The organism is Pseudohoeflea suaedae, assembly GCF_004354915.1.
GTDB lineage: Bacteria > Pseudomonadota > Alphaproteobacteria > Rhizobiales > Rhizobiaceae > Pseudohoeflea > Pseudohoeflea suaedae.
Map to the genome: position 1 here is coordinate 1,333,988 of NZ_SMSI01000001.1, position 14,849 is coordinate 1,348,836.

The following is a 14,849-nucleotide window of genomic DNA, read 5'->3' on the forward strand; positions in this document are numbered from 1 at the left end:
TGCTTTCCCGGTTCAGCGGACGGCCCGCGCTTGAGCCAGGATATGGGCTTCAACCTTACCCTGGTCTGCGGGCAACACCTGGAACCGTTCCTCCCGTTGCATCAGGTCAGTCAGACACGGCGGAAGCGCCGGGTCAATACCGCTTGCGGAATTTACCGCTTCGGGGAATTTCGCCGGATGGGCGGTCGACAGCGCAACCATGGGGGCGTTGGCCTTTTCGGCCTTCGCCGCCACATGCATGGCGACAGCCGTGTGGGGGTCGATCACATATCCGGTCTGACCGGCGATTTCGGCGATCTTGGCCTTGACCTGCTTCTCGCTGGCGCGGCCTGCCGAAAATTCCTTCTTGATCGCCTTCAGCGTGGTTTCCTCGAGATCGAAACCGCCCGACTGGCGCATCTGCCCCATGGCCGAGCGCACCGAGGCCGAATCGCGCCCGGAGGCTTCGAACAGAAGCCGTTCGAAATTCGACGAGATCTGGATGTCCATCGAGGGTGAGGTGGTGGCCTTCACCCCCTTCATCTCGTAGCGCCCGGTGCGCAAGGTACGCGCCAGGATGTCGTTCTCGTTGGTGGCGATCACCAGCCTGGAGACCGGCAGTCCCATGCGCTTGGCGGCGTAGCCGGCAAAGATGTCGCCGAAATTGCCCGTCGGCACCGTGAACGACACCTTGCGCGAGGGGGCGCCGAGCGAAACCGCTGCCGTGAAGTAATAGACGATCTGGGCCATGATCCGCGCCCAGTTGATCGAGTTCACGCCGGAAAGCTGCACCTTGTCGCGGAACCCGGCATGGCTGAACATCGCTTTGACGATGTCCTGGCAGTCGTCGAAATTGCCCTCGATGGCGAGTGCGTGGACATTGGCCTCGGTCGAGCTGGTCATCTGGCGTTGCTGCACCGGGGAGACACGCCCCTTGGGGAAGAGGATGAAGATGTCGGTGCGGTCGCGTCCCGCAAAGGCGTCGATGGCGGCGCCGCCGGTGTCGCCGGACGTGGCGCCCACGATGGTCGCCCGCTCCCCGCGTTCGGCCAGCGCGTGATCCATCAGCCGGGCGAGCAACTGCATCGCCACATCCTTGAAGGCGAGGGTCGGGCCGTGAAAGAGTTCGAGGACAAAGGAATTGGGTCCCGACTGGACGAGGGGCGCTACGGCCGGATGCCGGAAGGTGGCATAGGCCTCGTCGATCATCGTGCGGAGCGCTTCGTCCGCGATTTCACCGCCGACGAAACGAGAGATGATGCGAAAGGCGATTTCCTGATAGCTCTGTCCGCGCATCGCCCGGATGTCACGGCTCGAAAACTGCGGCCATTCACGCGGAACATAAAGGCCGCCATCGCGTGCCAGCCCCGCCAGAAGTGCGTCGCTGAAGCCGAGGGCAGGGGCCTCGCCGCGTGTCGAGATGTATTCCAATTGACTTTCCCCGATATGGATTGGGCCGGTTAAGCTGACGGCCCTGAAAGCGGATCATGTCCGATGCTGGACGCGAACGGCGCGAGATGACATAACGCCGGTCGCATTTCCGCCGCGGCGCTGGTATAAACCAAGCCACATTGACATGCAAAGGCCCCTTGATCTGCATAAAAGGGGTTGTTTCGAGGGTAGTTAGATCGTGTTCAATTCGTTATCGCGTATCGGCACCGCCCTGACGCTCGCCGCAATTCTGACGGCGTGTCAGGGCACGGATACCGCCAAGGTTCTCAATCCAAACCTCAAATCCGGCATCGACGAGAAAACCCAGTCGGCTGTCGTGCAGGGTGAGTGTCCGGCGCTTGCGCTGAGGGAGGGCACGGCCTACTTCACCAAATACGCCAAGGGCGGCGATGGTGACGCGACGAAGGTGGTTCACCAGGCGTCGATTTCCGACACGACGCGCCAGTGCCGTCTCTCCGGTTCGGACATCGTCATGACCGTGCAGGCCTCCGGCCGCGTGGTTGCCGGTCCGGCCGGCGGTCCGGGTGCCGTCGAGCTTCCGCTTCGCGTCGTGGTGCGCAGCAACGAGACTACGCTCTATTCGGAACTTCAGAAGACGAGCGTGGACCTCCCCTCGGGCGATCCGACCGCACAGTTCCTGTTCACCAACAACACCGTGACGTTCCCCGCCAGCCAGGCGGCCAACGTCAAGGTCTGGGTCGGCTTCGATCCGGGGCCCTACGACACGCCGTAACGCACCGGATCCGTCAGTTTCAACCCAGTTCCGACCAGGCCGAAAGCGCTTCGATCGTGGCGGCCAGGTCGGACATGCGGTGAATGACCGTTTCCGCGCCTGCATCCGTCAACCGGTCGGCATGGCCGGGATAGCTGTGGGTGGCGCCGGTAAAGCCCACCACGCGCATGCCTGCTGCCCGCGCACCCTCGATACCGTGGACCGAATCCTCGATCACCACCGTATTGGCGGGCTTGGCCTGCATTTGCCTGGCGGCATGAAGGAAAATGTCGGGCGCGGGCTTGGTGCGCACGTCCGGCGTGTCCATCGCGGAAAAGACGTTCGCGCCGAAGATCGGGGCAAGGCCGGTGCGCTTGAGCATCATCTCCAGCCGCTTCGAACCCGAATTCGAGCAGATGCACTTCTTGCCCGGCAGAAGGGCTGCCGCGCGTGCAGCGCCGTCGATCGCGAGCAGGTCACGTGCCAGACGCTGGTCGATCATCTTGTCGCTCTTGTCGAGAAGTGACGCCTGCAGCGGGATCTCGCTCTCGCGTTCCACCTCCAGAAGAATGTCCTTCCAGGTCAATCCCGCGAAGCGCTGGGCGAGTTCTTCCGGCGAAATCTGATAGCCGGCCTGGCCGAGCAGCTTGCTTTCCACCTGGGCGGCGATGATCTCGCTGTCGACGAGCACGCCGTCGCAATCGAAGATGATGAGGTCGAAACCTGACATGGGTTTCCCGTCTCCTTTTTCGTGACGATGGCGGGCTACCTGAAGGATGGGGCGGATGCAAGGCATGGCAGGGCTTTGTGCCCGTTGGCGCGGGTGGCAGGCCGGACGTCCTGCAACCATCTTTCCCGAAAAATGTCAGTCATTCACCGGTTGTTTACTCTGTTCGGTAACCATGATGCCAATTGTTCTGCGTCCTAGTAGCGAGTACCGCGATGGCCTCTTCTGTTTCGCTTGCCGAAATCCGTAAGCTCTCCCCCGAAGCCGACAAATCCTGGCTTGATACCATCATCAAGGGCGACTGCGTGGCAGCCCTCGAAGCCCTCCCGGCCGGCTCCATCGACATGATCTTTGCCGATCCGCCCTACAACCTTCAGCTCGGCGGCGATCTCACCCGTCCGGACCAGTCGGCGGTCGATGCGGTCAACGATCACTGGGACCAGTTCGAAAGTTTCCAGGCCTATGACGCCTTCACCCGCGCCTGGCTTCTGGCCTGCCGCCGGGTGCTCAAGCCCAACGGCACCATCTGGGTGATCGGCTCCTACCACAACATCTTCCGCGTCGGCTCCTCGCTGCAGGATCTGGGCTTCTGGCTCCTGAACGACGTCGTCTGGCGCAAGACCAACCCGATGCCGAACTTCCGTGGCCGCCGGTTCCAGAATGCGCACGAGACGCTGATCTGGGCCTCGCGCGATGCCGACGCCAAGTCCTACACGTTCAACTACGAAGCCATGAAGGCGGCCAATGACGATGTGCAGATGCGCTCGGACTGGCTGTTCCCGATCTGCACCGGCGGCGAACGCCTCAAGGACGAGAACGGACGGAAGGTCCACCCGACCCAGAAGCCCGAAGCGCTTCTCGCCCGCATCATGATGGCGTCGTCGAAGCCGGGCGATGTGGTGCTCGATCCGTTCTTCGGTACCGGAACGACCGGCGCCGTGGCCCGCCGCCTCGGCCGTCATTTCGTCGGCGTCGAGCGCGAGGACAGCTACATCGATGCCGCCCGCAAGCGCATCGATGCGGTCGAGCCGCTCGGCAAGGCCGAACTCACGGTCATGACCGGCAAGCGTGCCGAGCCGCGCGTCGCCTTCAACGTGCTCATCGAAGCCGGCCTTATCCGTCCCGGCCAGGTGCTGACCGACAGCCGCAAGCGCTTCAAGGCGATCGTGCGCGCCGACGGCACCGTGGTCGCGGACAATGTCGCCGGGTCCATCCACAAGGTGGGAGCTGCCGTCCAGGGCTTCGATGCCTGCAACGGCTGGACGTTCTGGCACACCGAAAAGGACGGCGAACTCGCGCCCATCGACGAATTCCGGACCATCGTTCGCGCGGAAATGGCGCGCGCCGGCTGAATTTCGCGTTGATCTGGCGGGGTGTGGAGACCTCGCCGGATTGATGCGCTAACTACCCACTGGTTGTCGAGTACCTCCAGTCACCGGTGGACGCAGAGCGCCCGGCTTCCCAAAGGCCGGGCGCTTTTCCTGTCAGGACGCGGATATTGCCTTGCACCGCCTGAGGGCCTATATCCAGCCACGGACGAAGACGGCTTCGTCCGGCCCTTGCGGTCATCATGCGGGACGGCCCGGTTCAAGACAATCGGAGCACCCCATGCGCAGTACCAAAGACCGTATCCGCCAGGCCCTGAGTTTCGAGATCATCGGCCTCATTATAGTCACCCCGCTCTTTGCCTGGCTGTTTGCCCATCCCATGGATCAGACCGGCATCCTCGTGCTGATGGGTGCCACCGGCGCGACGCTGTGGAACTACATCTTCAATCTCGGTTTCGATCACTTGCTGCGCGCATGGCGCGGTACCACGTCGAAGACGTTGCCGCTCAGGATCCTTCACGCTGTCGGCTTCGAACTCACGCTTCTCGTCCTGCTGCTTCCCATATTCGCCTGGTGGATGGGGATTTCGCTTTTCGAGGCGTTCCTGATCGATATCGCATTCGCGGCCTTCTACATGGTCTACGCCTTCGTCTTCACATGGGGCTACGACCTCGTTTTTCCGCCCGAGGCCGCGACCTCCCGCTGATAAGCAAAACGCCCGGCTGTGGGCCGGGCGTCTTCAATCCGATAAGGGGCTTTTATCCTCAGGCCACCGCCTGCTGGTGGGAGAACAGCTTCCAGCGCCCACCTTCCTTGTAATAGCTCGTCGAGCACAGAGCGGAATAGCTGTCGCCATCGGTCCGCCGGCCGCCCGCGCGATACGACAGCACGGTGAACTTGCCGTGCTCGAGCTTCCTGCGGTCTTCGAATTCGATGTCGTCCCAGCCCGGCGCGTCATCGATGCCGTCGATGATTTCCTGTCCGCTCAGAAGGCCGACAGGGGCCGGAAAGACCATGATCGCGTTGCGGGACATGTTGTCACGGTAAAAGCCCGGACCATCGGTCCAGAAATGCTTTTCGAGGTCCCAGAAATCGGTCTTCGATGTCATTGCAATAACTCCCTTGCGGGGTGAACGCGCAAACCTCGATACGGTTCCGAAAAAATTTCGCCAATTGGTCGTCAATCTGACTCCCTGGCGAAAACCCCGAAAAATCAGGCGTTTTCCAGCAGCCCGAGCGCGTTCAGGTCGCGCTTCAATTGTGCCGGCTCGACAAAATGCACGGCTTGCCAGCCCGCTGCGATCGCGCCTTCGACATTGGCCAGGCTGTCGTCGATGAAGAGGCAGGCGGCGGGATCGAGGTCGAAAACGTCGACATGACGGTCATAGATCGCCCGATCCGGTTTGATCAGGCCGATCTCGCCGGAAACCGTCACGCCGCGCGGAGCCTTGAGGAAGGGAAATTTCTCCTGCGCCTGCTTGAACGTATCGGACGCGAAATTCGTCAGCATCGTCACGTCGTGCCCGTTCTCGATAAAGTCCAGCATGATGGCGACGCTGTCGTCATAGGAGTGCGACACCATTTCCGGCCAGTGGACACGGAAGGCGCGGATCAGCTCCTCCTTCTCCGGGTGCTCGGCAATCAGAACCTCTTCGGCTTCCTCCCAGCTTCGGCCGCGATCCTGCTCGAGATTCCACTCGTGGGTACAGACGGTGGCGAAGAATTCCGCGCGCTCCGCATCGTCGGGTATCAGCCGGCTATAGGGGATGTGGGGATCGTAATGGATGAGCACTCTGCCGATGTCGAAGACGATATGGCGGACGGGGTTGGTCTCGGTCATGGAGCTCTTCCTTTCGGTCTGCAGGTCAATCCCTGCCCGGTTTGCGCGGTCTCAACGCATCGGGCAGGGCAGCGGTGAGCGCCTTTTTCATCACGCTGGGCAGCGCCTCGCCGGCGAGGTCTGCGGCATCGCTCCAGCGGGCGTCCATGGCCGTGTCGAATGCGTCGGCACTCTTGTCCTCGGATGTGACAAGAGCGTGAAAGACGCTCAGGCGCAATTCGAAATGCGTGAACACATGGATGACCTGCCCCTTTTCCTCCCAGTTTGCGGGAAACGGGGCAGCCTCCGTGCCGGTCGCCCCGTCCTGCCGCGCGGTCCATCCGGTTGTGGGAACGACGCGCATGCCGCCGAGCAGGCCCTTGTCGGGACGGCGGACCAGAAGCACCGCTCCATCGGGCCGCTGCGCCACGAAGGCGGCGCCCACGCGCACCGGCTTGGCCTTTTTGGGCGGCTTGACCGGAAAGGCTTCCGGATTGCCGGCGCCGCCGGCCTCGCAGTCCTCCAGAAGCGGGCAGATCGCGCAGGCCGGCGATCGCGGCGTGCAGATCGTGGCGCCGAGATCCATCAGGGCCTGAGCGAAGTCGCCCGCGCGGGTTTTTGGCAGGGCTTCGCTCACCCGTGCCTTGATCTCCGTCTTGGCTTTCGGCAGCGGCGTGTCGATCGCGTAAAGCCGGGTGAAGACGCGCTCCACATTGCCGTCGACCACCGCGACGCTCTCATCGAAAGCGATGGCAGCGATCGCGGCGGCGGTATAGGGGCCGATGCCCGGAAGTTTGGAAAGCCCCTCGGCGGTTTCCGGAAACCGGCCGCCATGATCCCCGGCAACTGTCCTTGCGCAGGCGATGAGATTGCGGGCCCGGGAATAATAGCCGAGCCCCGCCCAGAGCCGCATCACATCCTCGTCTTCCGCGCTCGCGAGTTCTGTCACCGTCGGCCAGCGCTCGAGGAAGCGCTCGTAATAGGGTCTGACCGCCTTCACTGTCGTCTGCTGCAGCATGATTTCGGAAAGCCACACGGCATAGGGATCGTTGACGACGCCCGCCGCGCGATCGGCCGGCGTGACCCGCCAGGGCAGCGACCGGTGATGACGATCGTACCAGGCAAGAAGGTGGGGAGCGATTTCGGAAGTCATCGGGGCGGGTGGCGTCTTTCGTTCGGGGGCACTAGAACGCGTGTCTCGCAATCATTCGGCGTGGGGCAGCATCAGGATCGGCTTATGGCAAACGATAATACTCCGCAACATTCCGCCGCAGGTATCGCCTTCATGTGCGTGGGCGTGGCGAGCCTGTGCGTGAACGATGCGATGGCCAAAGCGCTGACGGACGTCTACTCGCCGCTGCAGATCCTCTTCATGCGCAACATCATCGCGCTGCCGATCGCAATCCTGCTGACGATCCGGATGAGCGGCGTCGCGGCGCTCCGGTCCCGCCGGCCTCTGGCCCATTTCGTGCGGGGATTGCTCTGGATCGCTGCCACGATGTTCTTCTTCACGAGCCTCATGCATCTGGGACTGGCCGAGGCGACGGCCATCGTCTTCGTCGCGCCGCTGTTCATCACGGCGGTGTCTGCGATCCTCCTCAAGGAACATGTCGGCTGGCGGCGCTGGCTCGCGGTCGGCATCGGTTTCGTCGGCGTGCTGATCGTGGTGCGGCCCGGCGGCGCGGCGTTCCAGGCGGCGGCTCTCCTGCCGATCGGTGCGGCAGCGGTCTATGCCTTCCTGATGATCAGCTCCCGCTGGGTCGATCCGCGCGAAAGCGTCTGGACGCTGTTGCTCTGGCTCACCGGCACCGGTGCGGTTCTGAGCGCTTTCGCGGTTCCCTTCGTCTGGGTGCCGCTTCAGGCCGAACACATCTGGCAGTTTCTCGGCATCGCCGTCTTCGGCACCGCCGGCATGACGATGATGAGCCAGGCCTTCCGCCTCGCGCCCGCTGCCATCGTCGCACCTTTCGACTACACCGGGCTGATCTGGGCGACGATCCTTGGTTTCATGTTCTGGGGCGACATGCCCGATCTTGCGACCTATGTCGGCGCGGTCGTCATCACCGCCAGCGGCATTTACGTCATCTGGCGCGAGAGCAGGGTGAAGGAAGCCGCCTGAGCCTCGACGTCGCGAAGCGGCCGGGTGTGTGGAGCGCTCGCGCTCGGGCTTCGAGATGTGCTATCGTTTTCCGGTCATCACGAGAGACTGCCCGCATTCATGGCCTACAAACCGCGCCGCGTCGCCACCCTTGCCGAACTGGCCAACAAGCTGGTCGATCCGCTGCTTGCCCGCAAGGCAGGCATCAACTCCATGCTTCTGTCGTCATGGGGCGAGATCGTCGGCGAGCGCTTTTCGGAGACCTCGCGGCCCGAACGCATCCGCTGGCCGCGCGACAATGGGGAGGCTGAAACCGGTGCCGGTTTCTCGCCCGGCCAGCTGACCGTTGCCTGCGAAGGGGCAAGTGCGGTCTTTCTGATGCACGAGGAGCGCCAGCTGGTCTCCCGCGTCAACGCCTTTTTCGGCTTCGCGGCCGTGGACCGTATCCGCTTCGTGCAGAAGCCGGTTCGCCAGCCGTCGCAGAAGCCGCCCGAGCCGAAACTCGACAGGCTGCAGAAGCGCAAGCTCGACGACATCCTGGATGAAGTCGAGGACCCGAAATTGCGCGCGGCTCTCGAGCGCCTGGGAACCGGTGTCTTGGCCCGGAAGAACCGGCAGACTTGATTTTCTGACAATCCACGCTTTCTAATAGTTTATTCGGAGAGAGCTCCGGGCTTGATCCGCTATTCACCATTTCATGCGGCGTGGTGGTATCGATGGGGCAAGACGACCGGCTTCGGCCAGCCTGTACACCGGACAGTTGCCACCGCCCAAATGTGGCGAGGTTCGGCGAATGAGTCTGCTTGATCCCATTCTTCACCGTGCAATCAAGGCGGGGCGCCTGAAGGTGACCAAGACCGATGGCAGCCGCGTTCAGTTCGGCGGCCATGAGCCCGGCCCCGACGCGGCCATCCGCTTCATGGAGCCGGGCGTGGAACGGCAGATCCTGTTCAATCCGGAACTCGGCGGCCCGGAAGCCTACATCGATGACAAGCTGGTCATCGAGGAGGGCACGCTCCACGACGTGATCCGCATCTTCATGATCAACCGCGACCGGATGAACCAGTCGCCCTTCCAGCGGTTCTGGCAGGAAGTCGCCCACCGCTTCCGCTTCATCCAGCAATACAACTCCGCCGGCCGCGCCAGGAAGAACGTCGCCGTCCACTACGACATCGGCGAAGAGATCTATCGCCTCTTCCTCGATCGTGACCTGCAATATTCCTGCGCCTATTTCCCCACCGGGGCGGAAACGCTCGAAGACGCCCAGACGCTCAAGAAGCGCCACATCGCGGCCAAGCTGCAGATCGAGGACGGCCAGCGGATTCTCGATATCGGCTGCGGCTGGGGCGGCATGGGCCTTTATCTCGCTCACCTGGCCGATGTGGAGGTTGTCGGCGTCACGCTGTCCGAGCATCAGTTGCAGGTGGCCCAGCGCCGCGCCGAAATCCTGGGTGTTGCCGACAGGGTGAAGTTCGAGCTGCTCGATTACCGCGCGGTCACCGGGAAGTTCGACCGGATCGTCTCCGTTGGAATGCTCGAACATGTGGGCGCCGGCTATCTCGCTGAGTATTTCACCACCGTGCGCGAGCGCCTGGCCGACGACGGCGTGGCGCTGATCCATGCCATTTCTTCGATCGCTCCGCCCGGAGGCTCGATGCCGTTCCTGCACAAATACATCTTTCCGGGTGGCTACACGCCGGCTCTTTCGGAGACGATGACAGCCGTCGAGAACGCCAATCTCTGGCTTCTGGATTGCGAGATCCTGCGCCAGCATTACGGCTACACGCTTGCTCACTGGAGCAAACGTTTCGCCGACAACCGGGATGCCGCGGTACGGATCATGGGCGAACGGTTCTGCAAGATGTGGGAGTTCTATCTCGCCATGTGCGAAGCCAGCTTCATGGATGGTACTTCCCACGTCTTCCAGCTGCAGCTGGGCAACAAGCGCGACGCGGTTCCGATCACCCGCAATTACATCGAGACCGAGGAAATGCGTCTGGCGTCCCTTGAGGCGGGCTTTCTGGAACGGGTCGTCGGTTCGGCGCAGATGGCGCTCGGCAAGTGAGCAATCCTGCCCCTGACGGGCCTCATCACAGCGGTGTGAGAGCGGGCGCTCTTGTTTGGCCACATTTGAACCTATAGGAAAACGGCAACTGCCGCTTTGCACGCGGCTGGTGTCGCCCGGCCATCCGGGCAGCACCTTGCGAACGACAACACAGGGAATTCACTTATGGCTTCAATGACCAGCAGGCTCACCACCGCATTGTCCGCCGCGGTAATCGCACTCGCGCTCACGGCTTGCTCCGACAGTTCCGACACGTCTGTCACGGCCGAGGCGCCCGCGCCTTCGATGGAAACCACGGCCTCCGTCACGCCGGCCGAGGGCAGCGATACCGCCGCTCCCGCCAAGACCGATGCCGTCGAGCTGGCCCAGGCCGAAACCGCCGACGAGACGGCAGGCGCAACCGAGGCACCCGAAGCGCGTGGCGAAGTCGACGTGGACAAGCTGATGGCGGCCGGTCCGATGAAGGAAATGGCGGAAGGCGAGGAAAATGCTCCGGTCACGATCGTCGAGTACATGTCGATGACCTGCCCGCATTGCCGCGAGTTCCACGAGAATACCTATCCGGCGCTCAAGGAAAAATACATCGACACCGGCAAGGTGCGTTTCATCCTGCGTGAATTCCCGCTCGATCCCCGTGCTGCCGCTGCCATCATGCTGGCCCGTTGTGCGCCGAACGACCAGTATTTCCCCATGGTCGACGTGCTCTTCAAGCGCCAGACGGTCTGGGCGACTGCCCAGGATGCACGCACGGAACTTCTCAATATCGCCAAGCTGGCCGGTTTTACACAAGAGAGCTTCCAGGCTTGCTTGACGAACCAGCAGCTTCTCGATGATGTGAACAGCGTCAGAACCAAGGCTGCCGAGGACTTCGGGGTTGACGCGACGCCGACTTTCTTCATCGATGGAAAGCGGTATTCGGGGGATATGTCGATTGGTCAGATGTCTGCCATCATCGACCCGCTGCTTTGATTTCAAAGTGCGGAAGCCGCGGGTGGTGACGCCCGCGGCTTCCGCGCGTCCCGACCTCATGACCGGAGGCGCCCGGTCGTGAAGTTCAACCGCCTGCGCCTTCTCGGTTTCAAGTCCTTCGTCGAACCCACCGAATTCGTCATCGAGCGCGGTCTGACCGGCATCGTCGGTCCCAATGGTTGCGGCAAGTCCAACCTGGTTGAAGCCATGCGTTGGGTGATGGGGGAAAACTCCTACAAGAACATGCGCGCGTCCGGCATGGACGACGTCATCTTCTCGGGCTCCGGCAACCGCCCGGCGCGCAACACCGCCGAAGTCGGCCTCTATCTCGACAATTCCGACCGCACCGCGCCTGCCGCCTTCAACGATCAGGACGAGGTCCAGGTGACCCGCCGCATCGAGCGCGAAAGCGGGTCGGTCTATCGCATCAACGGCAAGGAAGCCCGCGCCAAGGATGTGCAGCTTCTCTTCGCCGACGCCTCGACCGGCGCGCGGTCACCTTCGATGGTCGGGCAGGGCCGCATCGGCGAACTCATTCAGGCCAAGCCCCAGGCCCGGCGCCAGCTGCTTGAAGAAGCCGCCGGCATTTCCGGCCTCCATTCCCGCCGTCACGAGGCCGAGCTTCGCCTGCGCGCGGCGGAAACCAATCTCGAGCGCCTCGACGACGTCACCTCCGAACTCGAAAGCCAGATCGAGAGCCTGAAGCGCCAGGCCCGCCAGGCGAACCGTTTCCGTTCGCTGTCGGCAGAAATCCGCCAGCTCGAAGCCACGCTCCTCCACATTCGCTGGAAGGCGGCGAAGGAGCAGGAGGCGGAAGCCGAGAGTGCGCTCTCGCAGGCCACCAGTCTGGTCGCCCAGAAGGCGCAGGATCAGATGGAGGCCGCCAAGGCGCAGGCAATCGCCGCCCACAAGCTGCCGGAACTGCGCGAGGCGGAGGCGCACGCTGCCGCGGCGCTCCAGCGCCTGCAGATTGCACGTACCCAGATCGAGGAAGAGGCGACCCGCGTCGCCCGTCGCAAGGCCGAGCTCGAGGAACGGGTCCGTCAGCTCGAGGCCGACATCGAGCGCGAGAATGTTCTGATCGCCGACAATGCGGGCGTGCTGGCGCGTCTGTCGGAAGAGGAAGCCGAACTCAATGCCGCACTCGAAGCCTCCGGCGGCCGGTCGGTCGAACTCAGGCAGGCCTATGAGAGCGCTGCGGCGCAACTGGTTGACAGCGAAGCCGAACTCGCCCGCATTACCGGCAATCGGGCGGAAGCCGCCGCCGAACGCAGCCAGCTCGAAAAGTCGATCCGCGAACTGGCCGAACGCAGGCAGCGCCTGGAGACGCAGATAGCGAGGCAGGACGACGAGCTCTCGGCGCTGGCCGAACGCATAGCCGGCCTGCCGGATCCCGTCGCCAAAAATGCCGATGTGGAACGCGCTGCCGCAACGCTTGCCGCCGCCGAGGCAAGGCTGGCTGAACTCGAGGCTGCCCTTGAAGCGGCCCGCTCCGCCGAGACCGAAGCCCGCGGCCCGGTGGCCGAAGCCAGGGCGCGATTGAACGCGGCGGAGACCGAAGCCCGCACGATCGCCCGCATGCTCAACGCGGGTGCCAGCTCGGAGCTGTTTCCGCCGGTCCTCGAGAAGATCAAGGTCGATCGCGGTTTCGAGACGGCGCTGGGTGCGGCCCTCGGCGACGATCTGGACTTGCCGACCGATGCTTCGGCTCCGGCCTACTGGGCGCTTGCCGATGCGAAGGACGATCCTTCGCTGCCCGCTATCGCCACGCCGCTTCTCACCCATGTGCGCGCTCCGGCCGAGCTTTCCCGCCGCCTTGGCCAGATCGGCATCGTGAGCGATTTCGAGACGGCGTTGTCGCTCAAGGCGCAGCTCAAGCCGGGGCAGCGGCTGGTGACGAAGGACGGCGCAATGGTGCGCTGGGACGGCTATGTTGCCTCCGCCGACGCGCCGACCGCGGCAGCCCTGCGGCTCGAACAGAAGAACCGGCTCGCCGAACTGGACGCCGAGGTGATCGAGGCCACGACCGGGCTGCGCCGGGCCGAGGACGGACTGAGGCAGGCCAGCGAAAAGCTCCTCGCTCTCGGCAATGAACAGCGCCAGTGCCGCGATGGCATCCGCGAGGCGACGTCGGCTCTGGGCCGCGCTCGCGACGAACTGGCCAGGGCCGAACGCGCCGCCGGCGAATTGTCGAACCGGCGTGAAGTCCTGACCGAATCCCGCGCACAGGTTGGCGCGCAGCTCGCCGAGGCGATGGAGGCCCATGACGGAGCCGGCCGGGCGATGGCAGATGCACCGGATCTTTCCGATCTCGACCGGGCGCTCGCGGAGATCCAGGCGAAAGTCGCCGGCGACCGTGCAAGCGTCGCCGAGTCCCGTGCGGCCCATGAGGGCGTGGAGCGCGAGAATGCAAGCCGCCGCAATCGCCTGTCGTCGATCGCCAATGAGCGGCAGGGCTGGATCGATCGCGCTGCGAAGGCGGAAAGTCATCTGGCTGCGCTCACCGAGCGCCTGAGCGGCACGCGCGAAGAGGCCGGGAAGATCGCCGACGCGCCGGATGAGATCGACCTCAAGCGCCGTCAGCTGATGAGCGAATTGACCAAGGCGGAGACCGCCCGCAAGGACGCCGCCGACAAGCTTGCGGTCTCCGAGACGGCGTCGCGCGAGGCCGACAAGGTTGCCACCGAGGCGATCACCGCGCTGTCCCAGTCACGCGAGAGCAGGGGACGCGCCGAGGAACGGCTGATGGCTGCGCGCGAACGTCGCGAGGAAGGTGAGGCGCGTATTCGCGAGGCGCTCAACTGTTCTCCGCATGAAGCGATCCGCCAGTCCGGCCTGAAGCCCGAGGACGCTCTGCCCGATCCGGCGATCCTCGACCGCAATCTCGACCGCCTGCGGGTGGAGCGCGAGCGGCTGGGCGCGGTCAACCTGCGCGCCGATGAGGAACAGGCCGAGCTTTCCGAGCGTCTCAATCTCATCGTCACCGAGCGTGAGGACGTGATCGAGGCGATCCGCAAGCTGCGCGCCGGCATTCAGAGCCTCAATCGCGAGGGGCGCGAACGTCTTCTTGCCGCCTTCACCGTGGTCAACGAGCAGTTCCAGCGGCTCTTCACCCATCTTTTCGGCGGCGGCACGGCGGAACTCCAGCTGATCGAAAGCGACGACCCGCTTGAGGCTGGACTGGAAATTCTCGCCCGTCCGCCGGGCAAGAAACCGCAGACGATGACGCTTCTTTCAGGTGGCGAGCAAGCGCTGACCGCCATGGCGCTGATCTTCGCGGTGTTTCTGACCAATCCCGCTCCGATCTGTGTGCTCGACGAGGTCGATGCGCCTCTCGACGACCACAATGTCGAGCGCTATTGCAACCTGATGGACGAGATGGCGCGGACCACCGAAACCCGCTTCGTCATCATCACCCACAACCCGATCACCATGGCCCGCATGAACCGCCTTTTCGGCGTCACCATGGCCGAGCAGGGCGTGAGCCAGCTCGTCTCCGTCGATCTCGAAACGGCCGAGCAGCTGCGCGAGGCGAGCTAGAAGCCAGGAGCGCGAAACTGTCGGGTTTGCCGCGCATCCGGATTTTCGACCGACAGTTCGGGCTCGCTAAAATGTTAAGGAGTCCGTGACCCCTCGACCGCAAATCCCATCAAAATAAATGGATATATTGTGCAAATCCACCTCAGGTGGTCAGAATTTA

The 14,849-nt window shown here is 63.5% G+C and carries 13 protein-coding genes; 8 read left to right on the forward strand and 5 right to left on the reverse strand.

Annotation, left to right across the window (positions count from 1 at the left end):
• Positions 1 to 12: 12 nt before the first annotated feature.
• Positions 13 to 1,410: a threonine synthase gene (gene thrC / locus E2A64_RS06255; RefSeq protein ID WP_133283530.1), complete on the reverse strand. Its 1,398-nt coding sequence runs from the start codon at positions 1,408 to 1,410 to the stop codon at positions 13 to 15.
• Positions 1,411 to 1,609: 199 nt separating this feature from the next.
• On the opposite strand from thrC, the gene E2A64_RS06260 reads away from it, so the two are divergent.
• Positions 1,610 to 2,164, forward strand: a complete 555-nt coding sequence (locus E2A64_RS06260; RefSeq protein WP_133283531.1) for a hypothetical protein — start codon at positions 1,610 to 1,612, stop codon at positions 2,162 to 2,164.
• 19 nt (positions 2,165 to 2,183) lie between these two features.
• Here E2A64_RS06260 and E2A64_RS06265 read toward each other — a convergent pair whose 3' ends face one another.
• Positions 2,184 to 2,873 (reverse strand): HAD family hydrolase, encoded by a 690-nt coding sequence (locus tag E2A64_RS06265; RefSeq protein WP_133283532.1) that lies wholly within the window; start codon positions 2,871 to 2,873, stop codon positions 2,184 to 2,186.
• A gap of 212 nt (positions 2,874 to 3,085) precedes the next feature.
• Between E2A64_RS06265 and E2A64_RS06270 the strand changes: the two genes are divergently transcribed.
• Together E2A64_RS06270 and E2A64_RS06275 are read left to right on the forward strand one after the other, a co-directional pair.
• Positions 3,086 to 4,222: a site-specific DNA-methyltransferase gene (locus E2A64_RS06270; protein ID WP_133283533.1), complete on the forward strand. Its 1,137-nt coding sequence runs from the start codon at positions 3,086 to 3,088 to the stop codon at positions 4,220 to 4,222.
• 256 nt (positions 4,223 to 4,478) lie between these two features.
• Positions 4,479 to 4,904, forward strand: coding sequence for a PACE efflux transporter (locus E2A64_RS06275; protein WP_133283534.1), 426 nt, complete (start codon positions 4,479 to 4,481; stop codon positions 4,902 to 4,904).
• Between the two features lie 58 nt (positions 4,905 to 4,962).
• On the opposite strand, the gene E2A64_RS06280 is transcribed toward E2A64_RS06275, so the two are convergent.
• The 3 genes from E2A64_RS06280 to mutY form a co-directional block, all read right to left on the reverse strand.
• On the reverse strand, positions 4,963 to 5,307 hold the full coding sequence (locus tag E2A64_RS06280; protein ID WP_133283535.1) for a hypothetical protein: 345 nt from the start codon (positions 5,305 to 5,307) through the stop codon (positions 4,963 to 4,965).
• A gap of 104 nt (positions 5,308 to 5,411) precedes the next feature.
• A complete protein-coding gene (locus E2A64_RS06285; protein ID WP_133283536.1) occupies positions 5,412 to 6,038 on the reverse strand; it encodes an HAD family hydrolase in 627 nt (208 codons plus the stop codon).
• 25 nt (positions 6,039 to 6,063) lie between these two features.
• Entirely contained in the window at positions 6,064 to 7,170 is a 1,107-nt protein-coding gene (mutY, locus tag E2A64_RS06290) for an A/G-specific adenine glycosylase (RefSeq protein ID WP_133283537.1), read from the reverse strand.
• Between the two features lie 84 nt (positions 7,171 to 7,254).
• Here mutY and E2A64_RS06295 point away from each other — a divergent pair, with 84 nt between their 5' ends.
• The 5 genes from E2A64_RS06295 to smc all read left to right on the forward strand — a co-directional run bounded on the left by E2A64_RS06295 (position 7,255) and on the right by smc (position 14,689).
• On the forward strand, positions 7,255 to 8,136 hold the full coding sequence (locus E2A64_RS06295) for a DMT family transporter (RefSeq protein ID WP_133283538.1): 882 nt from the start codon (positions 7,255 to 7,257) through the stop codon (positions 8,134 to 8,136).
• A gap of 99 nt (positions 8,137 to 8,235) precedes the next feature.
• Entirely contained in the window at positions 8,236 to 8,739 is a 504-nt protein-coding gene (locus E2A64_RS06300; protein ID WP_133283539.1) for a DUF721 domain-containing protein, read from the forward strand.
• Positions 8,740 to 8,908: 169 nt separating this feature from the next.
• Positions 8,909 to 10,180 carry an SAM-dependent methyltransferase gene (locus tag E2A64_RS06305; RefSeq protein ID WP_133283540.1) on the forward strand — a complete coding sequence of 424 codons (1,272 nt, stop codon included), beginning with the start codon at positions 8,909 to 8,911 and terminating at the stop codon, positions 10,178 to 10,180.
• Between the two features lie 165 nt (positions 10,181 to 10,345).
• Positions 10,346 to 11,149, forward strand: coding sequence for a DsbA family protein (locus tag E2A64_RS06310; protein WP_133283541.1), 804 nt, complete (start codon positions 10,346 to 10,348; stop codon positions 11,147 to 11,149).
• Between the two features lie 78 nt (positions 11,150 to 11,227).
• Positions 11,228 to 14,689 (forward strand): chromosome segregation protein SMC, encoded by a 3,462-nt coding sequence (smc, locus tag E2A64_RS06315; protein ID WP_133283542.1) that lies wholly within the window; start codon positions 11,228 to 11,230, stop codon positions 14,687 to 14,689.
• Positions 14,690 to 14,849: the final 160 nt, after the last annotated feature.